Genomic DNA, 25,905 nt, shown 5'->3' with positions numbered 1-25,905 from the left:
GCATACGCTGCCCCATACCCCCCGCCCGGCACGCCGCCGAGCAGGCCGTGATCCGCGAAACCCTCGCCTGGATGCGGCGGTTCGGCTACGTCACGACGCCCGCCGAGGAGGCCACCGCGCGGGAGGCGGGATTCGGCGAGCTGGGAGCCCTGACCTACCCGCACGGCAGCCTCGAAGGAGCCGTGCTGGCGGCCCAGTTGATGGTCTGGCTGTTCCTCCAGGACGACCGCTTCTCCGAACGGGCCCCCGCCTGCGGCCGGATCGAGGACCTGGCCGAGCACATCCTGTGGTCGCAGCGCGTCCTGCACGGCCGGGCCGGCGACCGCGCGGTCCCCGAGCCGTACCTGGCCGCCCTCGTGGACCTGCGCACCCGCTTCACCGGCATGGCCGCCGACCACGAGCAGGTGGAACGGTTCACCGACGGCTTCAACCGCTACCTCGGCGCGGTCGCCGCCGAGGCGATCTACCGCTCCCGGGGCATCGCCCCGGGCCTGGAGCAGTACCTGCGGCTGCGCGAGTCGACCATCCTCATGCGCGGCATGTGCTTCGTCGTCGTCGAACTCGCCGACGACTGCTACCTGCCGGGCCCCGTCTGGGCCAGGCGCGACGTACGCCGCTGCGAACAGGCCGCCGCCCGCGCCATCGCCTACACCCACGACACCCTCTCCGGCCTGCGCGAGCTCTACTGGCCGGGACACACCAACCTGATCACCGCGCTGGCCCGCCACTTCCACTGCTCCGTCCCGCAGGCCCTGGCCAAGGCGGTGCGCATGTGCGAAGGACAGATGGCCCTGTTCCACCGGCTCGCCGGCCCGCTGGCGGGGGAGGGGGACGCCCGGCTGGCCCGGTACGTCCGGGGCATGGGCGCGTGGATCCGCGGCAACCTGGACTGGTCGATGACCTGCGGCCGGTACCACGTCGCCGCGCCCCGGCCGCCGGGCGAACTGCCCACGGCGTTCGGCGCGTAGCGCGGGCGCCAGGACCTGTCTGACGGCTCTTGGACCGTCGCCGGACAGACCGTCCCTGCTCCGTGGGGCGGTTCATGAGCTGCCGACCGCCTCACAGGGAGCACCCGCACCTGCGAGGCGGCGGCCTCAAGAGCCGTCGGACACGGTCTGGGCCCCCAGCTCCGTCCGGTAGCGCCCCGGCGCCGTCCCGTACGCGCGCCGGAACGCCGTCGCGAAGGCGAACTGCGAGGCGTAGCCGACGCGTTGGGCGACCGCCGCCAGTGGGGCGTCCGAGGTGCGCAGCAGCCGTGCCGCGAGCGTCAGGCGCCACCACGTCAGGTACGTCAGCGGCGGGCGGCCCACCAGGGAGGCGAAGCGGCGGGCGAAGGCGGCGCGGGAGAGGCCGGCGACGGTGGCGAGGCCGGCCACCGTCCAGGCGCGGGACGGCTCGTCGTGCATCGCGTGCACGGCACGGCCGACGGCCGGGTCGGCCAGCGCCCGGCACCAGCCCGTGCCGCCGCGCGGCGAGCGCTCGTACCAGGCCCGCATCAGATAGAGCAGGAGGAGGTCCAGGAGGAGGGGGACGGCGGCGTCCGTGCCCGGGGCCGGGGCGCGGAACTCGTCGCCGAGCAGGGCGACGGCCGCGTGCAGGGCCGGGTGCGGGCCCTGGCGCGACGGTACGTGGACGAGCCCGGGGATATCGGCCAGGAGCGGGTGCGCCCGCGCCAGGTCGAGCTCGTAGGAGCCGGAGAGCAGCACCGTCGGCCCGCAGGCGTCGCCGGCCAGGACGTGGGCGCCGCCGTGCGGCAGGAACACGGCGTCCCCCGCGGAGAGCGCCACCTCCTCCCCGGCCAGGGCCAGCCGGCCGGCTCCCCGCAGCACCACGTGGAACGCCGCGCCGGGGAACTCCTCCGCCTCCACCCGCCACGGCCCGTGGTGCTCGGTGAGCGAGGAACGGGGACGTCCCGTCCGCAGGGCATCGATCACGTCACTGAACACGTCCATGACGCCCGAGTATCCGTCAGCAAGACGATCACGTATACACCGGGGACGATCACCTATGGGACGTCTCGTGCCGCCCGCCTAGGGTCGAGGTCATGCAGACGACGATCACCCTCGGCGGCGTGGAGATCACCCGCCTCGTGGAGTGGCAGGCCCCGCTGGCCCCCACCACCGCCGTGTTCCCCGACAGCACCCCGCGGATGTGGCGGGACAACGCCTCCTGGCTCGCCCCCGACTTCTGGGACCCGCAGTCCGACCTGATGGTGTGTGCGGTGCAGACGTGGATCCTGCGCAGCGAGGGACGCACGATCCTCGTCGACACCGGCGTCGGCAACGACAAGGACCGGCCGCGCTCGGCCCCCTGGAACCGCCGGCACGGCGACTTCCTGGAGCGCCTGGCCGCCGCCGGGATACGGCCCGAGGACGTCGACGTCGTCGTCAACACCCACCTGCACGGCGACCACGTCGGATGGAACACCCGCCTCGTGGACGGCGCGTGGGTCCCCACCTTCCCCAACGCCCAATACCTCATCCCCCGCGCCGACTTCGCGTACTTCGACCCGGCCGCCGGGACCCGGCTGCGCGGCGGATTCGGCGGCGTCCCCTCGCCGGAGACCGCCGCGGCCGTCTTCACGGACAGCGTCGCGCCCGTCCACCGGGCCGGTCTGGCCGAACTGTGGGAGGACGGCCACCGCATCGACTCCCACCTCACCCTGGAGCCCGCCCCCGGACACACCCCCGGCTCGTCCGTCCTGCGCCTCGAATCCGGCACCGAGCACGCCCTGTTCATCGGCGACCTCGTCCACAGCCCCCTCCAGTTCGCCGAACCCGGCTGCGACACCTGCCTGAGCGAGGACCGGGAACAGGCCACGCGCTCCCGCCGCCGCATCCTCGAACAGGCCGCCGGGACCCGCGCTCTGGTGTTCCCGGCGCACCTGCCCGGACAAGGCGCGGCGGAGGTCCGCCGACGGGGGAGCGGGTACGAAGTGGTGAGGTGGGCGGGGTTCGAGGCATCGGGGAACGTCGCCTGATCCGCGCCCCGGGCCAAGGCCCGCCGGGCCTTCGGGGGCCTTCGGGGGGAGGGGAACACGCCCGCCGCGCACCACGTAGGGTTGGCGGAATGACGACCCACCCCTTTGACGCGGCCGTGACCGCCCTCAGCCGGAACGCGTGGCTTCCCTCCGGTGAAGAGGTGGCCCTCGGCAAGGAGTTCTTCCTCCGCCGTGACACCCTGCAGCAGCGTCTGCTGCCCGGCATGCCCGCCTGCCCCGACCCCCAGGGCTGGGTGACCCAGCACGTCTTCTGGCTGGAGGACGTCGTCGGCGTCATCGACAGCCTCCTCACCGCCTGGCGCGGCTACCTGCCGGACAGCCACATGGTCGCCCTCCTCGACGAATACGCCCACCAGGCCCGCCCCGCCGTGCCCTACGCGGCCGACCTGCGCCGCGCCTGGGAGGCCGAGGACTTCGAGTCCTGCTCGGTGGAGGAGGCCGGGTGGTGGGAGGAGTGGCACGTCCCCGGGACCGAGCGGCAGGCGCTCGACGCACTGACCCAGCGCATGATCCCCATCGGGGCGATGGTCGTGGCGGCCGTGGACCGGGGACAGGGCGCGCTCTGACCGGATGGCGGCGCTCGGCCGGCCGGGATCCCGGGCGGGGCCGATCGCGTCGCCGCGAGCTCGAAGAGCTCGTACGTCGCCGCGCCCGTGCAGGCGAACGGGTCCTCGGCGAGGCTGGCCTCCAGCCGGGCGCGGTCCACGCCGTGGCGAGGAACGCCCTGTCGATGCACGGCAGTTGACGGGCGGCCGGGAATGGCCCCCGCCCCTCATCGGAGGGGCTGAGTACGAACCTGGCAACGTCCGGGAGCGGATCGCCTGGTTCGACGCAATGAGGTGGGCAGAGGCACCATGGACCCGGGCCAGATGGTGCGGGGCACTTCGGCGAAGCCTTCATGGCTTGTTTGAGCCGTGTGCCGCGACGCGTGGCACGCACGGTTCCGAGGGGGCGGCGGCGCAGCGATGCGCCGTCGCCACCCGACCGGAGTGCGGCGATGCGCTCCGGCTGCCCGACTTCAGGGCACGACCCGAACGCGACACGGGCGACAGGGAGCTGACGTGACGACGGTGCGGCCCAGCGAGCAGATGCGCGACCTCGGCGTCGTGCAGTAAGGTGCCCCGTCCTCGCCGAGGCCGCCCGCTCCTTCAGCCTGCCGGGCGGGAAGGACACCGCCGAGCGGACCGTCGAGACGCTGTTCGCCCCCCATGGAACGGATCGCGTGTGTCCATCCCTTCGCCAAGGGCAGCCAAGGGCATGGGCATGGGCGTCGCGACCCCGCAGATCGGCATCGGCCGGGCGGTGGCCGTCGTCCGGCCCGCCGACCCCACCGCCGCGGCGATCGTCCTGCTCAACCCCCGCATCGCCGCCCGCTCCCAGGAGATGGACGAGCAGTACGAGGGCTGCCGGCGCGGACTCGGGCCGGCCGCCGTGCTTGTCCTTGCGGCGGCGGCATCGAGCCCTTCGAGGGCGGACCCCCGGATGTTCTCCCGTTCGGTCTCCGCCATCGCCGCGAAGAAACGGCAGTGAGACCGGCGCCGGGTCCAACACCCCTGGCGTCATCCGCTTTCCCGCTTTCCCGCCGGGCGTGTCACCCACCACCGGCCCCACATCCGTCTGATACGGATCAACGACGGGCACCCGGACGCCCCGACCACCTCGCCGACCGCGCCCTGCCCGTCTCTTCACCGCTCAGACCAGGTGATCACCGCGCTCGCCCGCACGTAACAGCACAACCGGCACCCGAGAAGGAGAACCCATGGCTCCCAGCGAGGCCACCTACGCCGTCACCGGTGCCTCCGGCCGCCTTGGCGGACGCGTCGCCCGCCGCCTGGCCGCCGCCGGCCTCCCGCAGACCCTCCTGGCCCGCACCCCGGCCCGCGCACCCCAACTGCCCGGTGCCACCGCAGTGCCCGGTGACTACGGTGACCACGACGCCCTCGTCCGCGCCCTGCGCGGCACCGACCGCGTCCTGATGGTCTCCGCCCCGGAGTCCCCCGACCGCCTCCAGCAGCACCGCACCTTCGTCGACGCCGCGGCCGAAGCCGGCGTCGCGCACCTGGTGTACATCTCCTTCTACGGCGCCGCGCCGGAGGCGACCTTCACCCTGGCCCGGGACCACTGGCACACCGAACAGCACATCCGCGCCAGCGGCGTGCCCTTCACCTTCCTGCGCGACAACCTCTACGCCGACTTCACGCCCGCCCTCGTCGGCGACGACGGCGTCATCCGCGGCCCCGCCGGCGACGGCCGGGTCGCCGTCGTCGCCCAGGACGACATCGCCGACGCCGCCGTAACGGTGCTCCGTGATCCCGGCCCGCACACCGGCCGCGCCTACGAACTGACCGGCCCGGAGGCGCTCACCCTCACCGACGTGGCAGCCACGATCACCGCCGCGACCGGGCGCCCCGTCTCCTACGTGCCGGAGACGATCGAGGAGGCATACGCCTCCCGCGCCGGTTACGGTGCTCCCGACTGGCAGCTCGACGGCTGGGTCTCCACCTACACCGCGATCGCCGACGGATCCTTCGCCCAGGTGACCACCGCCATCAGTGAGCTGACCGGCCACCCCGCCACCCCGCTTCAGCAGGTACTCGCACCCCGGGCTCCCTCCGGTCGTCATGACCGGACCAACGCCGCCGGGTACGGCCCTGGATGAGCCCAGAAGATCGAAACACCGACAGGCGCACCCCGGATCCGCTGCGGAAGGCGGCCGACGACGGGCCCGAGCTGCCGGAACTCCTCCGCGACGTCGGCCCCCTCCTCGGCGCCGATTCGTTGCCCTGACCGGCGGCGACATGGACGCCTTCGGCACCCCCGACCGGCTGGCCGGCGTCGCCGGGCTCGCCCCCGTGCCCAAGGACTCCGGTCGCATCGGCTACAACCTGCGCCGCCCGCGCCGCTACAACCGGCGCCTGCTGAGGGTTTTTTCCTCGCCGACCAGGTCGCCGGCCGGTGCTGCCCCACTTCCCGGGCCTTCTGCGAGCGCAAGAGAGCCGGGAGGAAGAACCGTAGGTTTGGCGGCCCTCCGCTCACCCCGCCGGGCCGGCCCCGCCGAAATGGCTGCACGCCTGTCCGGCATGTGAAGAACTGCCGACGGCCGTCCACGTCCCGTACAGCTCCGCCACCGCCGCCTCTACCGGGCGCAGTTGAGGGGACGAGCCCGGCTCGGGCGGGGGCGGTGGGTCGGTGCGGTTGCGTTCCACCGCGTCCGCCAGGGAGTTCAGGTGGCCGGCCAAGGACTCCGCCGTGACGCGTTCGGCATCGGCCAGCGGGGCGGTGAGGGTGGAGTGGCCGAGATCGGCCGTGCGTTGGAAGAGGTGGTGGAGCGCGGGGATCAGTGTTGTCGGGTCCGGGTGGCGGGGGCGGTGGCGGCGGAAGGGGCACAGGAGGCCGGTCTGGCGGACGGTGTCGTCGAGGAGGCGGAGTCGGCGGTCGGCCAGGCGGACGCTTTGCGGGGTGGGCTCCGCCGCCCCGGTGGGCCACTCGGTCAGAGTGCGGAGGTGGTCCGCTGCGGCCCGGATCGTTTCCGCCGTCGAACGGGCCACCCGTTCCGCACCGTTGACCGGCCACAGCACCGCGCCGAGGAGCAGGACCACCGCGCACCCGGCGGAGACGTCCACCAGCCGCGCCAGCGGCAGGTCGTAGGAGTCATGGGTCAGTCCTGAGACGACGACCAGCATGAAGGGGGTCAGACCGGCGACCATGACCGCGTAGTTGCGGCCCAGCCCGACGGGGACGAGCACGGCCGCGGCCGTCGCGATGGCGGCCGTGCCCCACGGGCCGGGGTGCAGGGTGAACAGCGCGGCGAGCAGCGTCGCGCCGGCGAGCGTGCCGAGAGCGCGCTGCACGGCCCGCAGCCGGATGGCCAGAGGATCCGGGCGCACGATCAGGTAGGCGCTGAAGGGCGCCCAGTACCACTCGGCGCTGCGCAGCAGCAGACCCGCCGCCGTGGCCGCGGCGATCAGCGCGGTGACCCGGAACGTGTAGGCGGCGTCGGCGCCCATGGGCAGGGCCAGCCGCCACAGCGGGGTGCGGGGCCGGGGCGGGGCGGGAGCGGTGTCGCGGGGCGGTCCGTCGAGTGCCGTACGGAGGGCGGTGTCGAGCCGTTCCTCCAGGGTCTTTCCCGCCGCTGCGGGGTGGGCGGGGCCGTACGAACGCGTACGGGAGAGAGTCCCCGCGACGGTACGGGCCGTACCGCTCGCCCCCGGCGGGACCCCGGCACGCCGCTCGTGCAGGTCCATCGCGCTGAACCGCACCATGCCCGCGAGGTCGGTCAGACGGGCCAGCCACCCTCCTTCGGCGCGCACGACGCCCGGACGGGCGGTGCGGAGACGTTCCGCGGCCTCGCGCGCGCCCTGGAGGCCGGCACCCGTCCAGTGGCTCCGGTTCGCGAACCGGCCCGTACCGACGGAGTCGAGCAGCCTCGCGACGCTGCGCCAGACGCCGCGTACGGCCTGCCGGCGCGAGCGCGCCGGGCACGGCAGCGCCAGGGCCGTGCCCCAGAGCCAGCCCGCCGTCAACAGGCCCAGGGACAAGGGGAGCCGGTCCAGTCCGTCCGGGGCGGCGAGGGCGACGAGGCCGTTGGCGGTGAAGTTCAGGCCGCCCAGGGCCGCGGTGGCCGTCCGTACGTAGCACGAACCGATCGCGGCCAGCAGGGCGCAGACACCCACGACCGCCCACCCGTGACCGGCTACCGGCGCGGCCAGCGCCCCCGCCGTGTAGCCGACGAGCATGGCCAGGCCGAGCGGCAGCAGGAGGCGCAGACGTGCCGGTACGTAGCCCCCCGGATCGGACAGCTCCGCCTGGTAGGCACCCAGGAGGACCAGGGCGAAGGAGCCCGTCCGGCCCGTGGCGGCGGCCAGGGCGAACGGCACCCCGACAGCGAACGCCATCCGCAGCGCGGACGTGGCCGTGAAGGCCACCCGGTCCAGGCCCAGGACGGCGGAAGAGGGACCGGGACGGCGCAGGCGGTGCGGTGCCGGCACAGGGGCTCAGACCCTCGTGCGGCGCCGGAGCACGGTCATGCGAGGGCCCCTTCCGGAGAAAGACCGTCCCTCCGCGTCAGGACCGGTCGCACCGTCGGCATGCGCAAACGCGAAGCCGCCTCGCGTGGAGGGCCTGAAGTCGCCGCCCGCGTGCGGGCGTGCTGCAATGCAGGAGAACCGACCCGGCGGGGGATGGAGGAGCACGTCATGAAACCCTCCCGGTTCGTCTGTCTGTCCGCGCCGCTCGCCCTGGCCGTGTTCACCGCCGGTGCTCCGGCCGTCGAGGCGGAGACGCCCACCGCCTCGCATCACGAACCGCACGGCTCGGGTTGCCACGAGGAAGGGCGCGCGTCCTACTACAAGGACGCCGCTGTGCCCGCCCTCGGCCAGACGTGGACCGTGGACTTCGGCCCCGACAACCCGATCGGGCCCGGCACCTTCGCGGCCACGATCACCTTCGACTCCAGGACCAAGGCCACGATCAAGGTGACCCAGGGCCCGGCGAACCTCAAGGGCCTCACGCAGGACATCACGTACACCAGCACACGGCTGCGGCCCTGCCAGTACGCCGTCACCTGGCACGAGCCCAAGACCGGGGTCTATGCCACCCAGGTCGAGGACTACGGCGCGCACCGGGTGTACGACAGTCTCGTCGACGGCACGAAGATGATGCACATGACCGGGACGTTCTACCGCACGCGGTGATCGAGCCTCAGCCCTGGCCCTCGACATGAGCCTTGAGCTTCATGGCCATCGTGTACTGCTGCCCCATGTATTCCTGGAAGGAGCCGGCCTGGTCCTTCGAGGCCGCTTCGAGGGTTCCCTCCGGGAAGTCGACGCGGATGGTGCGGGTGTAGGCGGTACCGGGGCCCGAGGGCGCGAACTCGAAGGTGATGACCTGGAAGCAGTGGTGCCCCGGACCCAGTTCGGCCCGGGAGGCGATGATCAGACGTGTATTCGGCGTCGACTCCTGGACGTTCCAGGGGAATTCGAAATCCCCCGCCCCCTCGGGCCCCGCCGCGTGCTCGACGAACACGTCCCCGCCGGCCAGCGGACGGGACGGGTCACCGTGGACGCGCGTGGTGCGCAGGGTGACCCCGCGGTTGACCTCGGGCCAGTTGTCCGGGTCGGCCAGTACCCCGAAGACGGCCTCGGGCGGACGGTCGATATAGACGCCGGCGGCGCCGCTCATGCTGGGCATGGGATGTCCTTCCGGTCGTGATGCGGTCGTGATCAGCCGATGTCGAACAACGGCCCGGTGAGGGTCAGTCCGAGGTCGTGCCCGACGTACGAGAAGAAGGCGATCAGCATCAGGCACGCGCCCGCGAGCGCGATGTCCTTCTGGAAGTGGGTCATCTCCTGCTGACGGGCCATGGGTTCGGCCTCCTGCCAGAAGCGGTGCATGGTCAGGGCCGACAGGACGAGGAAGACCGCGAGGAGCAGCGCGCCCAGGTCCGCCCAGACGCCGAGCAGCAGGCTCAGGCCGCCGGCCAGCAACAGCAGCCCGCTGCCCGCGACCGCGAGCCCGGCGGCGGGCAGCCCTTTGGACGCCGCGTAGCCCGCCATCGCCTTCGTCTTGGTCAGGTGGCCGAAGGCGGACAGCAGGAAGAGCAGGGCGAAGAGGATCCGGCCGATGAGAACCAGGATGTCCATGATGGCCTCCAACTGACGGGGATCACTGGGGCGTCGGGTGAGTGGGAGTCGTCGGATGGGTGAGGGGGAGCAGCAGACGGGAGTCGTGCTCCGGGCCCGTGTGGAGAATGTGCGGCGCGGTGTTGACGAGCCGGTCGTGGCCGGGCGCGAACTCCTCGGGCGGCCAGCGGCGGAGGTCGGCACCGGCGACGGTGAGCCGCAGCGTCTCCCCGGCGTGGAAGCGGGCGGTGAAAGGCCAGATCTCGATGTCCAGGGCGACCGGCCCGTCGGGGAGGGGAAGATCGCGCCGGTGGGCCTGGACGGGCCGTTCCGGCGTGGAGCGTTCGTCGTCGAGTTCGCGGCGGGTGGCGCGCAGCCAGCCCTGGGCGAGGGGGCCGTCGTCGAGGTAGGCGAAGTAGGGGTAGGGGGCGGCCCGGCCGTCGGCGTCGAGTTTGTCGAGCTCGACGAAGACGTCCAGGTCGTCGGCGCCCGGGGACTCCGCCCACAGGCGCAGGGCGGCGGGCCCGGCCAATTCGGCGTCGGTGCCGAAGGCGAGTGTGAAGACCGCCTTCTCCGCTCCCGCCTGCCGCTGTGAGCGTCCCGCCGGCGGCTGCGAGCGGGTGGGGTCGTAGGCGGCCCGTCCGGGGCCGTCCGGGACGGCGGACGTCAACCGGCCGGTGGTGGCGTCGAGATGGAAGGCGGTCGGGCGCGTCCGCGCGGGCGGCCACGAGGATTCGTCGCGGACCGGGCCGGTCTCGGTGCGGTCGCGGTACTCGACGCGTACCGGCGGCCAGGACGTCACCTCCGTGTCCTCGCCCTTGAGGAAACGATCGAAGAAGGCGCGGATCCGCTCGGTCTGGGCGGTGCTGTAGAAGTAGCGCCACTCCTTGCGGCCGTGGACGTCGAGCCACTTCTGCTCCGACCCGGTGCGCCGGTACGCCTCCAGCGTGCCGCGGGTGTGCAGGCCGTGGTTGCCCACCGAGCAGACGAACAGGGCCGGCACCTCGATGCGCTCGAATTCCACGTCCTGGGCGGCCCAGAAGGAGTCGCGGAAGGGGTGGGCGCGGATCTCGGCCAGCCGGTCCTCCGTGCGGTTGCGGCCGAACCCGATGAGGGTGGTCAGCCTGGCGGTGAACTGGGTCTCCGGGATGCCGCCGTGGAACGCCGCCTCACGGTAGTGGTCGCTCTTGCCCTCGTTGGGATTGATCGCGGCGAGGTGCGGGGGCCGGGTGGCGGCGATGCCGTACTGGGTCACCGCCAGATAGGACACGCCGGTCAGCCCGACCCTGCCGTTCGACCACTCCCGGGTTCCGGCCCATTCGACGAGGTCGTGGCCGTCCTCCGCCTCCTGGCGGCTGTACATCGTCGCGTCGCCCTCCGAACCCCAGGTGCCGCGCGGATCGGCATGGACCACGGCGTAGCCGTGCCGGCACCAGTAGTCGGCGAGCGGGGCCTCGAACCGGGCGCCGTCGGGCAGCGGCGGGTCTATGCCCGCGCCGGCGGCCAGGATCGGCGGGAAGCCGTTGTGCTTGCCGTAGGGGGCGTAGGCGATCAGCGCGGGAATGCCGGTGGCCCGGTCCGGGCGGCACACATCGACGTAGACGCGGGTGCCGTCGCGCAAGGGAACGGCCACGTCCCGCTCCACCCGTATCCCGTCCACGACAGTGCCGGCCGGGCGGAACCCGGGATAGCCGCCCTGCTCGGGCGGCCTGGCGTCGGTGAAGATGACCGTGCCGTCGGTGGTCATGGCGGGAAGCCGGGTGTGCGGTGCATGGCGGAGTCCTCTCGTGCGGATGGGGAGAGGTGGTGCGCGGCATCGTCCGCCGCCGGGAACGGGGCGCGACCGGCACCCGCCCAGGAGCCCGTCCGCGTGCGCCGCCCTGCGGCCGTCCGGCCATGGCCAACGCCTTACGGACTCCTTCTCACCGTACTGCCGGAACCACCGCTCCGCCGCACCGGGAGGCAAGCTCCGGGAACGTGTGCGACGGTGAAGACATGAGAGTGGGAATCATCGGGGCGGGACGTCTCGGAACCGCCCTGGCCCGGCATTTCACCCGGGCAGGACATGAGGTGATGCTGGCCAACTCCCGAGGCCCGGAGACACTCACGTCCCTCGTCGGCGAACTCGGCGACCGTGCCACAGCCGGTACGCCGCAGGAGGCGGCCGACTTCGGCGACGTCGTCGTGCTGGCCGTCCAGTGGTCCCAAAAGGAAAGCGCGGCGGGCCTGGTCTCCTCCTGGGAGGGACGGGTCGTCCTCGACCCGGTCAACCCGCTGCGGGACACCCCGGCCGGCATCGAGGCCGTCGACACCGGGGGCCGCCACTCCAGCGAGATCGTCGCCTCGCTCCTGCCGGGTGCCCGCCTGGTGAAGGGCTTCAACACCTACCTCTACACCGTCCTCGCCGAGGACCCCGCCGTGCGCGGCGGGCGCCGCGTCGTCCTGCTCGCCGGGGACGACCCGGACGCCAAACGGAAAGTGGCCGAACTCGCCGACAGCGCGGGCTTCCAGCCTCTCGACGCGGGCCCGCTCGCGCAGGGCGGGGCGCTGTTCGAGACGGGCGGACCGCTGAGCAAGCTGGCGGGCGAACTGGTCGCCCTCTGAACCCGGGAGCTCACCAGCCGGCGAGGTCCACCAGGCGCTCGCAGTGCGGATCGTCGGCGTCCGCCGTGGCCCGCCCCTTCTCGACGACGAGCGACGGCAGGGCCGCGAGCAGCGTGGTGACGGGCCGACGGGCGGACGTCGGCCGCGGTCACGCCGGGGGCGTCCGTGGCGTCGGTGACGTGTCGCGTCTCTGCCAGCGGCGATAGCGGATCGTCACTGGAGCACAGCACACAGGAAGCGATAGTGTGTGCGAGCCGTTCCCCCCACGATTCGACGGCGTCAGCTGTGCACCAGCCCGTTCCGATCGTGGAGTCTCCGTTGGCCATGCCCGCTATGTCCCCGCCCCGTTCCGTTCTCCGCCGCCGCCTCGCCGCTGCCTCCGGTCTCGTCCTTGCGACGGTGCTCACGCTCGCCGGGTGTGCGGGGGACGACAAGGGGTCCACGGGTTCCACCGCCGGGCCCACCGCGTCCGCTTCGATAACCGCGTCGCCGTTCCCCACGCGCGAAGTGGTGCCTTCCCCCACACCGACGCCCGACCCGACGACGGCGTCACCGACGGCCGAGCCGTCATCCGAGCCGTCATCCGAGCCGTCGGATCAGGGGGAGCGGACACCTGCCGGCCCTGCCTCGGAACGTGCCCGCGGTGACGTCTCCGCCGGTTCTTCGGGGCATGGGTCCAGGGCCGAGTCCACCTGTGAGATCCGCTCGAATGCGGGGAGCTGCTACCAGGCCGGGCAGTTCTGCCGCAAGAGCGACGTGGGTGCCAGTACGCACGACGTCCACGGACGGCTCATCACCTGTGGCAGCGACAGCGGCCGTCCTCGCTGGCACTACTGAGGGACGGGGTGCCGGCGCGGCACCGGGGGCACAACGCGGTGTGCGCTGAGGGCGGTTGCGGCCGTGCCCCCGGCGCACGGCGCGTCCCGGCCGCCCTCAGTCGTCCGTCTTGATCTTCTTCATGACCAGGTGCGAGTCGACCCGCGTGACCGCCCGCAGCCCGATCAGCTTGGTCGTCAGGAACGTCTCGTACGCCGCGTGGTCCTCGACGGCGACGCGGATGAAATAGTCGGGCCGGCCGAAGAGCCGGTGGAACTCGACGACCTCGTCGTAGGAGGCGATCGCCGACTCCAGTTCCTCGACCGTCTGGAGGTCGTTGACGCCGATCTCGACGGCGGCCATCACCTCGAAGTTCCGGCCGGCCGCCGCCGGGTCGATGCGGGCCCGGTAGCCGGTGATGATCCCTTCGTCCTCCAGCCGCTTGACCCGGCGCAGGCACGGCGGCGGCGTGAGGCCGACGCGCTTGGCCAGCTCGACGTTGGTGAGGCGGCCGTCCTGGCGCAGGTGGAACAAAATTTCCTGATCGATGCTGTCCATGTAATGAAGTTACCCATTCACTTGTAATCAGGGAATGATCGGAAACCAAATTACGTGCCGAAAAACCTAAAATTGCCGCATGAACGCCCCGTCAGACGCGGTCGTGGACCGCCATCACCCGGATACCGCCGCACCCCCTCCCGCCACGTCCGACTTCCGGTCGGCCCTCGGGGACTCCAGTTCCGTGGGCCTGGCCCTGTTCCCCCTGGGGATAGCCTTCGGCGTGCTCGTCGTCCACGCGGGGCTGGACTGGTGGTGGGCGTCCGCGATCACCGCCTTCGTGTACGCGGGCTCGCTGGAGTTCCTCCTCGTCGGCCTCATCACCGCGGCGACGCCGCTGGCCCAGGTCGCCCTCACGGCGTTCCTGGTCAACTTCCGGCACGTCTTCTACGCGCTGTCCTTCCCGCTGCACCGGGTCAAGTCCCGGGCCGGCAAGGCGTACAGCACCTACACGATGACCGACGAGGCGTACGCCCTGACCACCGGGGAGTCCGCGCAGTCCTGGAGCGGCCGGCGGATCGTGTGGCTCCAGGCCCTGTGCCAGGTCTACTGGGTCGTCGGCGCCACCCTCGGCGCGGTCTTCGGCGCCCTGGTCCCCGCGCAACTGGCCGGGCTGGACTTCGCGTTGACCGCCCTGTTCGTCGTCCTGGCCGTCGACGCCCACCTCGCCAAGCGCGACATCCCCACCCCCGTCCTCGCCCTGGTGTGCGCGCTGGTGGCCCGCTTCGTCCTGCCGGGGCAGATGCTGCTCGCCGCGCTGGGCCTGTTCACCGCCGGGCTCCTGGCCCGCCGCGCCTTCGCACCGCGCAGGGAGACGGCCCGTGCCTGACAACACGGCCTACGTCGCCGCCGCCGTCGCCATATCCGCCGCCGTCACCTGGGCACTGCGTTGCCTGCCCTTCGCCGCGCTGGCGCCCCTGCGGGCGAGCGACACCCTCCGCTATCTCAGCGTGCACATGCCGGTCGGCGTGATGGTGATCCTCACCGTCTACACGCTCCGCGACGTCTCCCTCACCAGCGCCCTGCCCGTCGGCCTGGCCCTCGCGGCCACGCTCGGCCTGCACCTGTGGCGGCGCAACGCGGTCCTGAGCGTGCTGGGCGGCACGGCGATCCATGTCGCCCTCGCGAGCACGGTCTTCAGCCACTCCTGACGCGCCGGGGCTGACCGGCCTGCTATCCGGGCCGGCCGGCCCCGATCCAGACGAACACCACGCCCAGCAGGCTGAACATGCCGGTGACGCAGATGCCGAAGAGCTGGCCGAACAGCGGCGACCAGGCTCCGCCCCGCCCCATGACCGTGGCCGAACGGGCGGGGTTCCCCGGCCGGTAGCGGACGGTCACGACCTGGCCCTGCGCCATGAACAGGGCGTCCTCCTCGAACTCCACGTACCGGCCGTCCTCGGTCGTGAAGCCGTAGACGTGGTGCCACTGCGTCCCGTTCTCGCTGCTCTCGGTCGAGTAGCGGCGCACGCAGCGGCCCTCCACGGCGATGCCACTGACCAGCGAGCGCAGCCGCCCGACCAACTGCCACGTGAGGAACCCGCAGAATGAGCCGAAGGCGGCCAGCAACAGCAGGCCGATGATGAGAGGCGTCGTCACCTGCGGCTCCTTGGGTCGGCGGTCGTCGGTTCAGCGGCCGCCGGTTCAGCGGTCGTCCGGGGAGATCTTGAACTCCGGGGAGATCTTGAACGATGATCTCCGTCCCGTCCACCCGGAATCACCGGGTCCAGCCGGAGAACGGCTCCACGGTCCGAAGGGCCGCTCCTCGGCGAGACTCCGCTCGGGGGTGCGGGTCTCGATGGACACACCGATGCAATTTTCCGCCTCGCTTTCGGTGATATCCCCTTCTATACAAGGGAGATGACTTCTCCGGAGGCGTCCCGGCGCCACTTCCTCCGCACGGCCGCCGTCGCGGCCCCCCTGCCCGTACTCGGGGCGCTCGCGCCGCCCGCGAGCCCCCGGTCCACCGAGGAAAGACAGTGGACGGGCCACTGGCCCGCCCACCTGAAGGACGCGGTGGTGCGGGCCATGCCCGTCGCCGTGGAATGGGCCCGGCCGGCGCGGTGGCCCTTCGGGGCCGTCCTCGTCGACGCCGCGTCCGGCGCCGTCGTGGCCGGGGCCCGCAACACCACCGAGCGGTCCGGCGATCCGACCGCCCACGCGGAGGTGAACCTCCTGCGGGAGGCCGCCGCCGCGGGCCGCGACCTCTCCGCGCACGCGGTGGTCAGCACCGCCGAACCGTGCGCGATGTGCGCGGCCGCCCTGCTGTGGGCCGAGGTCCCGGCCGTCGCCTACGGAACGTCCGTGGCCGCACTCCTCTCCTACGGCGTCCCGCAGATCGATCTGTCCTTCGACGGAATCGCCCGGCGCTCCGAACTCCCCGCGCCACGGCCCGCGGTCGGCCGCGGCGTGCGGACGGACCTCACCGATCCCCTCTACCGGCGCCCCGGCCTCACCACGTGACCGGGATCCGCGCGGGCATGATCGCCATCCGGTGGGGGTGCCACGGCACCTCCGCCGGCGGCACCGCCAGCCGGACGTCCGGCAGCCGGTCCAGCAGGACGCGGAACGCCGTGTCCGACTGACGGCGGACCAGGTGCGCACCGGGGCAGTGATGACGGCCGTAGCCGAAGCGCAGGTGCGGGTTGGGCGAGCGGGACGGGTCGAACGACTCGGGGTCCGTGAACGCGGCCGGGTCGAAGTTGACCGCGTCCAGCGACAGCAGGACCAGGTCGCCCTCCTTGACGGAGGCGTCACCCAGCTCCGCGTCCCGCGTGACATAGCGCGGGATCGCGTTGCCCAGCACCACGCTGCACCGCAGCAGTTCCTCCACGCACTGCGGCATCGTCTCCGGCCGGGCCCGCACCGCGCTCATCACGTCCGGCTTCTGCAGGAGGTTGAACGCCGCCACGCCCAGGAAGCTCGCGAAGTCCTCGTAGCCGCTGACGAAGAGGACGGCGACGATGTTCGACAGCTGACGGACCGTCAGGCCGTCCTTCTCCGCGTTGAGGTCGGCGAGGCGGTCCACCAGGCCGCGCGGCTCGCCGGGGCGGCGGGCGGCCATGTACTCCTGCATGTACAGCCGGATCTCCTCCCAGTTGCGGGCGAGTTCCTCCTGCGAGTACGTGACCATCGTCAGGTCGACGTCGGCCCGGTGGGCCAGCCACGCCCGGTCCGCGAAGGGCAGGCCCAGCAGCCGGCACATGCACTTGGCGGAGACCCACTCCGCGAAGTACCGCTGCAGATCACCTGGTTCGCCCTCCCGGACCATCGCGTCCAGGCCCTCCGCGGTGGCCTCGGCGACCCAGTCGGCGGGCAGCTCCGGCTGGTTGCGGCCGAGTGCCTGGAGCACCTCGTCGCGCAGCCCGGCCTGCTGCAGGTGGTTCATGGCGTCCAGCAGCTCGGGCGCCAGGACCGGGACGTCCTGCGCCGGGCTCTCGGCCTCGGCCAGCACGGAGCGGGCGAACGCCCGGTCCCGCAGCACGTGCTGGGTCAGTTCGTAACCGGTGACCAGCCACGCCTCGCCGCCGGAGTTGGTGCTGACCCGGGCGACGGGACAGCGGCCCCGCAACTCGGCGAGTTCGGGCGCGAGTCGGTCGCCGTCGGTGCTGAACGGATAGCGCGGGAGCGGCTCTTCGCGCGGGGCGTCGTCCGTCGGGGCGTTGTCGGTCGGTGCGGTCACGGAGTACGGGCCTCTCTCTCCTGGAGTCGTGAACAGTTCGGTCACCAGCGCACCGGCAGCCGTGCCGGGGCGCGCAGCGGCGTCGACTCGTCCCAGGGGATCGACTCCGCCGGCACCGCGAGGCGGATGTCCGGCAGCCGCTCCAGCAGCACCTGGATCGCGGTCGACAGCTGCAGCCGGGTCAGGTGCCCGCCGGTGCAGGTGTGCGGGCCGTGCCCGAAGGCCACGTGCGCGTTGGGGGAGCGGGTCAGGTCGAGGCGGTCGGGGTCGGCGAACGCCTCGGGGTCGCGGTTGGCGGACGCCGGCACCGGGACGACCGCGTCACCGGCCCGGATCCGCTGCCCGTGCAGCGTGAAGTCCTCCTTCGCCACCAGGATGTTGATGGCGTTCATCAGCGGGACGTACCGCAGCAGCTCCTCCACCGCCGTGCCGGTCCCCGCCGGTTCGTCCCGCAGCCGCCGCAGCTGCTCGGGGTGGGTGAACAGGGTCAGCAGCGCGTTGCCGGTGTGCTGGATGTTGGTCTTGTAGCCGGCCATCAGCATGGTGACGACGAAGCTGACCACGTCGTCCCGGGTCAGCTCGCTCCCCGGCCGGCGGCTCTCCGCCAGGAGCAGATGGACGTAGTCCTCGCCCCCGCCCTCCCGCTCCTTGCGGGAGATGAGCTCCGACGCGTAGTCCTGCAGCGCGTACAGCGACGCCAGCACCTCGTCCATCGTCAGCCCCGAGGCGGACAACAGGGCGAGGGTGTGCGGCAGATACACGTCGCGGTCCTCGTGCGGCAGACCGACGGTCTCGCACAGCACCCGCAGCGGCAGCGGATCGACGTACGCGGCGACCAGGTCCGCCGTGCCGTCCCGCGACCCGGCGACCATGGCGTCGACCAGCTCCTCCGCCATGGCCCGGATCCGCGGGCCCATGAACTCCAGCCGCCGCCGCCCGAACAGCGGCAGGACCGTGCGGCGCACCCGCTCGTGGTGCTCCCCGGTCATCTCCAGGAACGTCGGCAGGCACGGCGGCGGCGCGTCCGGACCCTCGCGGGGAGGCCAGGCCGACAGCAGCGGACGCTCCAGCCGCGGATCGGCGAACGCGGCCCGCACGTCCGCGTACCGGCTGATCAGCCAGCCCGTCTCGCCGTTGGGCAACTGCGCCTTGACGACGGGCTGTTCGTCCCGCAGCCGGGCGTACGCGCACGGCGGACCGGCGGTGCCGGGCTCCACCTCCGGGACGGGGACGACGGTCTCGAGGTCACTCATGCGCTCTCCTGCGGGGAGCCGGCGGCGGGACGGGGGAGGTAGCCGGAGGCGAAGAAATACTCCAAGTAGCGGTCCAGCAGGGCGGAGTCGACCGGCGGGCAGTCGAGCCCGCTGCCGGCCAGCGCCGCCTCGGCGTTGCGCCGCCCCAGAACCGGGAAGGTGTCCTTGAGGTACATCTCCTTGACGGACATGTCCGCCGCGCGGCTGCGGTCGACGCACAGCGACACGAACGGCGCCGTGGCGCTCGTCGGATGCGCGGCGACGTGCCGCACCAGCTCGCCCACCCACTCGGCGTACGGCAGCGTCTCCAGGGCGAAGCCCGCCGCGCGCATCCGGTCCAGGACGTCCGCGAGCATGCCCGGACGCGGGTTGGTCAGGTGGTAGACGCGCCCGTCGGCCGGCTCGTGGGTGGCGATGCGGACGACGGACTCGGCGAGGTGGTCCACCGGGACGAAGTCCATGGGCAGGTCGATGTCCGGCGCCAGACCCGTCTCGGCGATCGTCTTGAACAGCGAGCAGATGGCCGTCTCGGTGTTGCATGTACCGTGCGTCCGGTCGCCCGTCACCTCGTACGGCCGGTACACCGCCACCGGCAGCCCCTGCTCGGCGGCCTGCCGCAGCACCCCCTCGGCCACCCACTTGCTCTCCGCGTAACCCATGGTGAGCCCGTCGGCGTACGCGAGCGGCAGGTCCTCGTCCACCTCGCGCACCCCGGCCGCGCCGAACCCGGCGACGACGGCGACGGTCGACAGGAAGTGCACCGGCACCCGGCGCGGGGCCGCGATCCGCACGACCTCCCGGGTGCCGTCCACGTTCGCCGCGCGCAACTCCTCGTACGGATAGAGGAAGTTGACCCGGGCGCCGTTGTGGAGGACGAGGTCGAGGGTGCGGGACAGCTCGTCGGCGTGCTCCGCCGACAGGCCCAGCCCGGGCTCGGTCAGGTCGCCGGGGAAGCACTCCACCCGCCGCCACGCGGCCTCGTCCGGGTGCAGCCCGTAGCGGGCGAGCGCGGTGCGCACCCGGCGCTCGGCGTGCGCCCGGTCCGAGGCCCGTACGGGGCAGTGGACGCGCGCCGCCGTGGAGCGCAGCAGCCGGTCCAGGAGGAAGGCGCCGACGAACCCCGAGGCGCCCGTGAGCAGGACGTTCCGCGGATCGCCGGGGCTCGGGGCCGGGCCCTGGGCGGGCGGGAGGTCGAAGCCGAGCCCGGCCTCCTTGGCGAAGTCGACCGTCGGTTCCGACGCCGCCGCGGAGCCGCCGCGCGCCGCGGTCACGGCCGCCGCGAAGCCCTCCAGGCTGGGGTCGGCCAGCAGCGCCCTGATCAGGCCGGAGCCCAGGGAGGCGTCCAGGCCCAGCACGGCCAGGGTGCGGGTGACGGCCTCGGAGGCGAGCAGGGAGTCGCCGCCCAGGAGGAAGAAGTCGTCCCGGGGCGCGGGCCGGACGCGCAGCACCTGCTGCCAGACCTCGGCGAGGGCGCCGAGCAGGCCCTCCGCCCTCGGCTCGTCCGCGGCGACCGGTGCCGCGGGCTTCAGACGCGCGCGGTCCACCTTGCCGCCGCTGGTCACCGGGAAGCTGTCCATGGGCACGAGCAGCGGGACGGCCTGCGGCGGCAGCCACTGCGCGCAGTACGCGCGCAGCTCCGGCAGCGGCAGCGGCCGGCCGGGCGCGACGGCGGTGACGTACGCGGTCAGCGCGCCCTCCGCGGCCTCGACCACGGCCTCGCCGACCGCCGGGTGGGCCCGTAACCGGGCCTCGACCTCGTCGAGTTCGACGCGCGCGCCGCGCAGCTTCACCTGGCGGTCCAGCCGCCCGCGGTACTCCAGCAGGCCGTCGGCCGTCCGCACCGCCCGGTCGCCGGTCCGGTACAGCGGCCCGCCCGGCTCCACCGCCGGGAGCGCCACGAACCGCTCGGCGGTCAGGCGCGCGTCACCGAGGTAGCCCAGGGCCAGCCCGTCCCCGCCGACGTACAGCTCGCCCTCCTCGCCGGGCGCCGCGACCGAGCCGTCGGCCCGCAGGACGTGGCAGGTGGAGGCGCCGAACGGGCGGCCCAGGGGGACGTGCGCGGCGTCCTCGGGCAGGGGGCGCAGCACATGGGCGGTGGAGACCACCGAATTCTCGGTCGGGCCGTAGAAGTTGACGACCGTGGTGTCCGGGCAGGCCGCGAGGACGGCGTTCGCCAGCCGCGGGTCCATCGCCTCGCCGCCGGCCGAGACGAACCGCAGCCCGGCCAGCGCCTCGGGGCGGGTGCGGGCGACCAGGTGGAAGACGCTCGTCGTCAGGTACGCGACCGTCACGTCGTGCGCCCGGAACAGCTCCTCCAGCGCGGCGGGCGAGAGCAGCTCCTCGCGGTCGGCGATCACCAGGCACGCGCCGGTGAGCAGCGCGCCCCAGATCTCGATCGTCGAGGCGTCGGAGGACAGCCCGTAGGCGTGCAGGACCCGGTCGCCCGGCCCGGGCGGCGGCAGTTCGGGCTCGGAGAGGACGAGGCGGACCACGCCCCGGTGCGGGATCGCCACCGGCTTGGGACGGCCGGTCGTGCCGGAGGTGAAGACGACGTAGGCCCGGTCGGCGGCGGAACCGGTGACGCGCGTAGCGTCGCCGGTCGCCGCGGGAGCCTTCGCCGCGGGGGCCTTCGTCCCGGCGGTCCCGTCGAGGCCGATGCTCACGCGCAGCCCGCGCACCGGGCGTTCGCTGCCCGGCAGGGTGACGGCGGCGCGCAGCCCGGCGTCCTCGGCCATCGCCCGCAGCCGCGCCGGCGGCAGGTCCTCGTCGAGCGGTACGTACGCGCAGCCGGCCTTGAGGATGCCCAGCAGCGCGACCAGCGCCTCCAGCGAGCGGCTGCCGCACACGCCGACCAGGTCGCCGGGCTCGACGCCGCGCGCGAGCAGGCGGGCGGCCAGGGCGTCGGAGCGGGCGTCGAGTTGCCCGTAGGTGAGGGTGCGCTCCCCGTGCCGGGCCGCCGGCGCGTCGGGCCGGGCGGCCGCCTGCGCCGCGAACAGCTCGGGTATGCGCCGGTCCCGGGGGTAGCCGGGCGCCGGGGGGACGGGGAACGACGCGGGGCGGGGGAACGGGCGTGACGAAACGTCGGTGTCGGTCATCAAGTCCTTCTCGCTCGTGCTGCGGTGCTGCGGTGCTGCGGTGCTGTCGGGGCGGCTGTGTGCGGTACGCGGCGGTCAGCCGGCGTCGGCCCCTTCGAAGTCGGCCGCGAAGGCGGCGAAGTCGGCGCTCCGCCAGCGCTGCGGGCGCATGCGGAAGGCGACGTCGTCCTTGAGCTGGTCCACGGTCCCGACCAGGTAGTCGCGTGCCTCCTGGGGGTCCAGGTACCGCTGGGCCAGGGCCTCGCGCACGGCCGGGTCGATCGGGTCCTCGATCGCGGTGATCGGGCCCTCGACGCTGACGTACCGGTACGGCCGCCGCTCGTCCTGCGCGCAGAGGCTGAACCGCCCGGCGGCGCGCAGCAGTCGGGCCTTGACCGTCTCCCGTCCCGTCTCGATGACGATCTCGCCCCCGGGCTCGTAGCCGTACCAGACCGGTACGACCAGGGGCGCGCGCTCACCGCCCCGGGGGTCGGTGACGCCCAGGACGCCGATGCGCGGCTCGGCGAGGAATCGTTCGCGGGCGTCGTGCGGCATGGCGGGAAGCATGCGTTGAGCTCCTGTTTCGGTTTTCGGTGGTGACGAGTGGTGATGGGGTGGTGACGGCGGCACGCACTGTTGCGGCGCTGTCACCGACATGAAAAATCTTGGAAACGACGCATGACTCCCCGGCGGATTACCCCACAAACTCATGTTTCGAGCCGTGTTGGGGAGCGCCGTGGAGGGCGGGGGAGGGACGTCCGCGCCGGTCGGAGACCGGGCGTTACCGGTGGTTGATCAGGACGGAAACGTTTCCGGAACCGCCCCGGGCGGTACGGCCGGGCGGCCGCGCGGACTTGGCCGATGATCACCACTTGTCAGCTTCGGTGACGCTGTGCACGCGCCGGTGTGCGGCCTCTTTGGCCCGGGGGCGACGGGGCGCGCCGGCCCGGACCCGGCTAGACTTGCAGAGTTCTGCAATTCACTAGATGGCATACGGAACGGGGGCGCGGTGTGGGCGGGTTCGCGGAGGCAGCGCTGGAGCGGGTCCGGATGGCACGCTCACGTCTCGCGGCTGCGCAGGAGGCCGGGGACGCCTACGAGGAGGCCGTTGCCGCGGACGAGTTGGACGACGCGCTGCGGATCGCCCGTGAGCACGGCATCGATCCCGACGCGGCGACGGACTCCGGGTGAGCCTGCGGGGCGGTGAGCCGGCGCTTCGCCGACGGTGCCGTGTGGCTGCTGTTCTACGCGGGACAGCACTCCCCGAAGTGATCGGTCCTCTCCAGGGCGGGGGCACCGGGTCAGCCCTGCCGGGCGGCGTCGGGGAGGGCTGCCGCGGCGGTGCGGATGTGGTCGGCGATGGCGGTCAGGGAGTCGCCCGGGCCGAAGACCGCGCTCACACCGGCGCGCAGCAGAGCGGGCCGGTCGACATGGGGAACGATGCCGCCGACGACCACGGTGACGTCGTGCAGACCGCGGTCGCGCAGCTCGGTGAGGATCGCCGGAACGGTGTGCAGATGATTGCCGGAGAGACTGGAGATGCCCAGGACGTGGGCGTCTTCCTGCTCGACGGCCGCGGCGGCGCCGACGGGGGTCTGGTTGCCCGCGTAGACGACCTCCAGACCCTGGGCGCTCAGGAAGCGGGCGACGACGAGCGCGCCGCGGTAGTGGCAGTCGAGCCCGGGTTTGACGAGGACCACCTTGGTCCGCGCGCGGGCGTCCGTACTCGTGCTCATTCCAGCCTCATCCCAGGGGTTGCTGCCAGTTGCCGAAGACGTCACGGAGGACCTGGGTACATTCGCCGAGTGTGCAGCGTGCCGCGACGGCCTTGACCAGCGCCGGCATGGTGTTCGTCCGGCTCCGTGCGCGGTCGGCGAGTTCGGCGAGCCGGCGCCGGACCGCCGCTTCGTCGCGCGCGGCCCGCAGCCGCGCGAGGCGCTCGCCCTGGCTCCGGGCCGCACGGGGTGCGGTGAACGGGGCAACCGGCCGGTGGGGTTCGCTCACGTGGCAGTTGACGCCGACCACCTGCCGTCGGCCCGACTCGACGTCGAGGCTGTCCCGGTAGGCGGTGTCGGTGAGGCGCCGGTGCACCCAGCCGGACTCGACGGCCGGGAGCAGGCCGCCGAGCCCGTCGATCTCCGCGAGGACGGCGGCGATCCGGGCGCCGACGGCGTCGGTGAGGTGCTCCACGAGATAGGAGCCGGCGAGCGGGTCGGCGGTGCGGCTCACTCCCGATTCGGCGAACAGGATCTGCTGGGTGCGCAAGGCGGTGAGCGCTGCGGATTCGGAGGGGATCGAGACGGCCTCGTCGTAGGCGCTCACGTGCAGGGACTGCGCTCCGCCGAGGACGGCGGCGAGTGCGTGGACGGTGGACCGGGTGATGTTGTTGAGCGGCTGCTGGGCGGTGAGCCGGGAACCGGAGGTCTGCACATGGAACTTGAGCCGGGCACTGGCGGGCCGCGCGGGGCGGAAGCGGCTGTCCACCTCGCGGTGGTAGACGCGGCGGGCGGCGCGGAACTTGGCGACCTCCTCGAAGAGGTCGTTGCCGGCCGTGAAGAAGCTGGACAGGCGGTGGGCGAAGGAGTCGACGCCGTGGCCGCGCCGGCGCATCTCCTCGATGGTGGCGACGGCGTTGGCGACCACGAGCGCGACCTCCAGGATCGCGTCGGCGCCCGCCTCGCGGTAGTTGTAACCGGCGAAGCTGACGGGGTACCAGTGCGGCAGGTGCTGAGCGCAGTACTCGACCACGTCGACGCCCAGCCGGAACGACGCGCTCGGCGGGAGGACGTGCGGTGCGGTGAGGACCGCCGTCTCCATCATGAAGTCGTTCTGCAGAGTGCCGCGCAGGCCCTCGGTCCGGTGGCCGCGCTCCTCGGCGGCGACCAGGTACATGGCCAGCACCGTTCCGGCGGCGATCGGGTGGGACAGCACCAGGGAGACGCTGACCTCGTCCAGGTCGATACCGGCGTAGAGGCGGTGCATGTCGTCGACGCTGTCGATCGCGACACCGCCCTGGCCGGCGTCGGCGGCCGCGAGCGGGTCGTCGCTGTCGTAGCCGCGGTTGGTGGGGTAGTCGAACACGGTGTTGACCGCTGCGGCGCCCTCGGCGAGCAGCAGGCGCAGGCGCCGGTTGGTGTCGTCGGCCGTTCCGTATCCGGCCAGCTGACGTACCGTCCAGCCACGTCCCCGGTACATCGTCCGGTAGGCGCCGCGGGTGTACGGCGGCTCGCCGGGCAGCGACGTGTCCCGGCCGTCCGGGGCCCCGGTGTAGACGGGCTGCAGGAGGATGCCGCTGTCGGTGGCGGCGGCCCGGCCCGGTGCCGCTGCTGAGACCGGGGCCGGGGCCGGGGCTTCGGGTGAGGCGGAGCGGAGTGCTTGCCGGTTCGTCATGGGCGAGGCACTGCCCTTCTTCTCTTCCGTCGGGGCAGGTGTCGCCCCGCTCCCGAGCATGCAGGCCGCCGGCGCCTTCGCGCCCGTTCACCGGGGCGTCCGGGTGCACCCGCACGGGGCGTGTCGCGACGCGGCGCGCTTCCCCGGACGAGGCTGCGACGAGCACACGTGGTCGGGCATCTCCGTAGCGTCATCCCTTTGACCCGCCTCACTTGCACACGTCCCCCGTGCCCGGAAGCCTGAGGCAGGGGGATTCCGGACTCGAACGGCAGGAGAACGTCGTGGCCGTGTCGCGCAGGTCCATAGCCGTGGTGGGCGCCTCGGTGCTCGTCGCGACGGTCGTCGCCGCTCAGACCGTGCAGGCCAGGGTCCCGGTGGCCGTGCCCTTCGCACAGGGCGAAGGACAGTGCAGTGTCGTCTGGAAGAAGGCCGGGGTGACGTTCAAAGCCCTCAGCGAGGGGAAGGACGCCACGTCCTATCCCGTCACGGACGGCACCGGCACGGTCAACATCGATCTCGCCCTCATCGGCGACGTCACGGCGCTGGCCAAGAGCATCAGCGTCGTCGGCAGTGTGAAGGGCGGCTTCAGACTCACCGACGCCGAGGGCCACTTCGTGGAGATCTCCGACCCCGAGGGAACCCTTCCGCTCGGCGGCAGTTCCTACATCGTCAAGACCAACAGCAGCCCGGAGGGCGTCCGCACCCCCGTCTACACCTACGCCGGCCTGCCCGAACTGGTGCCCACGGTCTCGTCCGTGGTCCCGCCCGTGGTCGGTGTGGAGCTCGCGGATGCGCAGCTCAATCTGACACCGGAATTCGCCCGGATCCTCAACGACGCCTTCGGTGCGGGGAGCGCGCAGGAGGGCACGCTGTTCGGCAGCTGCGCGGGCACGATTCTGGCCTAGGA

At 72.9% G+C, this 25,905-nt stretch carries 25 protein-coding genes and 1 pseudogene; 13 read left to right on the top strand and 13 right to left on the bottom strand.

The window, feature by feature from the left end:
- Nucleotides 1-47: 47 nt before the first annotated feature.
- Nucleotides 48-968 (top strand): hypothetical protein, encoded by a 921-nt coding sequence (locus I5Q34_RS26010; protein WP_199894853.1) that lies wholly within the window; start codon nt 48-50, stop codon nt 966-968.
- A gap of 126 nt (nt 969-1,094) precedes the next feature.
- On the opposite strand, the gene I5Q34_RS26005 is transcribed toward I5Q34_RS26010, so the two are convergent.
- A complete protein-coding gene (locus tag I5Q34_RS26005; RefSeq protein WP_199894852.1) occupies nt 1,095-1,952 on the bottom strand; it encodes an AraC family transcriptional regulator in 858 nt (285 codons plus the stop codon).
- A gap of 92 nt (nt 1,953-2,044) precedes the next feature.
- Between I5Q34_RS26005 and I5Q34_RS26000 the strand changes: the two genes are divergently transcribed.
- The 5 genes and pseudogenes from I5Q34_RS26000 to I5Q34_RS35045 form a co-directional block, all read left to right on the top strand.
- Nucleotides 2,045-2,980, top strand: coding sequence for an MBL fold metallo-hydrolase (locus I5Q34_RS26000; RefSeq protein WP_199894851.1), 936 nt, complete (start codon nt 2,045-2,047; stop codon nt 2,978-2,980).
- An 89-nt stretch (nt 2,981-3,069) separates the two neighbouring features.
- The gene (locus I5Q34_RS25995; protein ID WP_199894850.1) at nt 3,070-3,567 is read left to right on the top strand and encodes a hypothetical protein; all 498 of its coding nucleotides are present in this window, start codon (nt 3,070-3,072) and stop codon (nt 3,565-3,567) included.
- 697 nt (nt 3,568-4,264) lie between these two features.
- Entirely contained in the window at nt 4,265-4,531 is a 267-nt protein-coding gene (locus tag I5Q34_RS35050; RefSeq protein WP_234429550.1) for a peptide deformylase, read from the top strand.
- A gap of 229 nt (nt 4,532-4,760) precedes the next feature.
- Complete coding sequence (locus I5Q34_RS25985) at nt 4,761-5,660, top strand: SDR family oxidoreductase (protein ID WP_199894849.1); 900 nt, start codon at nt 4,761-4,763, stop codon at nt 5,658-5,660.
- 115 nt (nt 5,661-5,775) lie between these two features.
- Nucleotides 5,776-6,008, top strand: a pseudogene (locus tag I5Q34_RS35045) (transposase); the annotation flags it as partial.
- Nucleotides 6,009-6,033: 25 nt separating this feature from the next.
- Here the strand turns inward: I5Q34_RS35045 and I5Q34_RS35870 are convergent.
- Complete coding sequence (locus I5Q34_RS35870; RefSeq protein ID WP_199894847.1) at nt 6,034-7,989, bottom strand: FUSC family protein; 1,956 nt, start codon at nt 7,987-7,989, stop codon at nt 6,034-6,036.
- A gap of 207 nt (nt 7,990-8,196) precedes the next feature.
- On the opposite strand from I5Q34_RS35870, the gene I5Q34_RS25970 reads away from it, so the two are divergent.
- A complete protein-coding gene (locus I5Q34_RS25970) occupies nt 8,197-8,694 on the top strand; it encodes a hypothetical protein (RefSeq protein WP_199894846.1) in 498 nt (165 codons plus the stop codon).
- Nucleotides 8,695-8,701: 7 nt separating this feature from the next.
- On the opposite strand, the gene I5Q34_RS25965 is transcribed toward I5Q34_RS25970, so the two are convergent.
- From I5Q34_RS25965 to I5Q34_RS25955, 3 genes are read right to left on the bottom strand one after another with little or no spacing between them, the layout of a single operon-like run.
- On the bottom strand, nt 8,702-9,190 hold the full coding sequence (locus tag I5Q34_RS25965; protein WP_199894845.1) for an SRPBCC domain-containing protein: 489 nt from the start codon (nt 9,188-9,190) through the stop codon (nt 8,702-8,704).
- Between the two features lie 32 nt (nt 9,191-9,222).
- Nucleotides 9,223-9,642, bottom strand: a complete 420-nt coding sequence (locus I5Q34_RS25960; RefSeq protein WP_199894844.1) for a DoxX family membrane protein — start codon at nt 9,640-9,642, stop codon at nt 9,223-9,225.
- Nucleotides 9,643-9,664: 22 nt separating this feature from the next.
- Nucleotides 9,665-11,368 carry a CocE/NonD family hydrolase gene (locus tag I5Q34_RS25955; RefSeq protein WP_199894843.1) on the bottom strand — a complete coding sequence of 568 codons (1,704 nt, stop codon included), beginning with the start codon at nt 11,366-11,368 and terminating at the stop codon, nt 9,665-9,667.
- A 248-nt stretch (nt 11,369-11,616) separates the two neighbouring features.
- Between I5Q34_RS25955 and I5Q34_RS25950 the strand changes: the two genes are divergently transcribed.
- Nucleotides 11,617-12,225: an NADPH-dependent F420 reductase gene (locus I5Q34_RS25950; RefSeq protein ID WP_199894842.1), complete on the top strand. Its 609-nt coding sequence runs from the start codon at nt 11,617-11,619 to the stop codon at nt 12,223-12,225.
- A 933-nt stretch (nt 12,226-13,158) separates the two neighbouring features.
- Here I5Q34_RS25950 and I5Q34_RS25945 read toward each other — a convergent pair.
- Nucleotides 13,159-13,599, bottom strand: coding sequence for an Lrp/AsnC family transcriptional regulator (locus I5Q34_RS25945; protein WP_199894841.1), 441 nt, complete (start codon nt 13,597-13,599; stop codon nt 13,159-13,161).
- Between the two features lie 79 nt (nt 13,600-13,678).
- On the opposite strand from I5Q34_RS25945, the gene I5Q34_RS25940 reads away from it, so the two are divergent.
- Nucleotides 13,679-14,428, top strand: a complete 750-nt coding sequence (locus I5Q34_RS25940; RefSeq protein ID WP_199894840.1) for an AzlC family ABC transporter permease — start codon at nt 13,679-13,681, stop codon at nt 14,426-14,428.
- Nucleotides 14,421-14,750: a branched-chain amino acid transporter permease gene (locus tag I5Q34_RS25935; RefSeq protein ID WP_199894839.1), complete on the top strand. Its 330-nt coding sequence runs from the start codon at nt 14,421-14,423 to the stop codon at nt 14,748-14,750. Before I5Q34_RS25940 ends, I5Q34_RS25935 begins: the two co-directional genes overlap by 8 nt.
- Nucleotides 14,751-14,772: 22 nt before the next feature.
- Here I5Q34_RS25935 and I5Q34_RS25930 read toward each other — a convergent pair whose 3' ends face one another.
- Nucleotides 14,773-15,198, bottom strand: a complete 426-nt coding sequence (locus tag I5Q34_RS25930; protein WP_199894838.1) for a DUF3592 domain-containing protein — start codon at nt 15,196-15,198, stop codon at nt 14,773-14,775.
- Between the two features lie 261 nt (nt 15,199-15,459).
- Between I5Q34_RS25930 and I5Q34_RS25925 the strand changes: the two genes are divergently transcribed.
- Nucleotides 15,460-16,062, top strand: a complete 603-nt coding sequence (locus I5Q34_RS25925) for a nucleoside deaminase (protein WP_199894837.1) — start codon at nt 15,460-15,462, stop codon at nt 16,060-16,062.
- On the opposite strand, the gene I5Q34_RS35865 is transcribed toward I5Q34_RS25925, so the two are convergent.
- The 4 genes from I5Q34_RS35865 to I5Q34_RS25905 all read right to left on the bottom strand — a co-directional run bounded on the left by I5Q34_RS35865 (nt 16,052) and on the right by I5Q34_RS25905 (nt 22,163).
- Entirely contained in the window at nt 16,052-17,281 is a 1,230-nt protein-coding gene (locus I5Q34_RS35865) for a cytochrome P450 (protein ID WP_199894836.1), read from the bottom strand. The genes I5Q34_RS25925 and I5Q34_RS35865 overlap by 11 nt on opposite strands.
- Nucleotides 17,282-17,322: 41 nt before the next feature.
- Nucleotides 17,323-18,534 carry a cytochrome P450 gene (locus tag I5Q34_RS25915; RefSeq protein WP_199894835.1) on the bottom strand — a complete coding sequence of 404 codons (1,212 nt, stop codon included), beginning with the start codon at nt 18,532-18,534 and terminating at the stop codon, nt 17,323-17,325.
- Entirely contained in the window at nt 18,531-21,629 is a 3,099-nt protein-coding gene (locus I5Q34_RS25910) for an amino acid adenylation domain-containing protein (RefSeq protein ID WP_199894834.1), read from the bottom strand. The genes I5Q34_RS25915 and I5Q34_RS25910 overlap by 4 nt, the downstream gene beginning before the upstream one ends.
- 75 nt (nt 21,630-21,704) lie before the next feature.
- Nucleotides 21,705-22,163, bottom strand: a complete 459-nt coding sequence (locus I5Q34_RS25905; protein ID WP_234429549.1) for a pyridoxamine 5'-phosphate oxidase family protein — start codon at nt 22,161-22,163, stop codon at nt 21,705-21,707.
- Nucleotides 22,164-22,658: 495 nt separating this feature from the next.
- On the opposite strand from I5Q34_RS25905, the gene I5Q34_RS25900 reads away from it, so the two are divergent.
- Nucleotides 22,659-22,799: a hypothetical protein gene (locus tag I5Q34_RS25900; RefSeq protein ID WP_234429548.1), complete on the top strand. Its 141-nt coding sequence runs from the start codon at nt 22,659-22,661 to the stop codon at nt 22,797-22,799.
- A 110-nt stretch (nt 22,800-22,909) separates the two neighbouring features.
- Here the strand turns inward: I5Q34_RS25900 and I5Q34_RS25895 are convergent, their stop codons facing one another.
- Together I5Q34_RS25895 and I5Q34_RS25890 are read right to left on the bottom strand one after the other, a co-directional pair.
- The gene (locus I5Q34_RS25895) at nt 22,910-23,344 is read right to left on the bottom strand and encodes a cobalamin B12-binding domain-containing protein (protein WP_199894831.1); all 435 of its coding nucleotides are present in this window, start codon (nt 23,342-23,344) and stop codon (nt 22,910-22,912) included.
- Between the two features lie 7 nt (nt 23,345-23,351).
- Complete coding sequence (locus I5Q34_RS25890; protein ID WP_199894830.1) at nt 23,352-24,998, bottom strand: methylmalonyl-CoA mutase; 1,647 nt, start codon at nt 24,996-24,998, stop codon at nt 23,352-23,354.
- Nucleotides 24,999-25,279: 281 nt separating this feature from the next.
- Between I5Q34_RS25890 and I5Q34_RS25885 the strand changes: the two genes are divergently transcribed.
- Nucleotides 25,280-25,903, top strand: a complete 624-nt coding sequence (locus tag I5Q34_RS25885; RefSeq protein WP_199894829.1) for a hypothetical protein — start codon at nt 25,280-25,282, stop codon at nt 25,901-25,903.
- Nucleotides 25,904-25,905: the final 2 nt, after the last annotated feature.

The sequence above is a fragment of the Streptomyces sp. AV19 genome, assembly GCF_015999245.1.
Taxonomy (GTDB): domain Bacteria; phylum Actinomycetota; class Actinomycetes; order Streptomycetales; family Streptomycetaceae; genus Streptomyces.
This window is presented reverse-complemented; position numbering and strand designations above follow the sequence as displayed.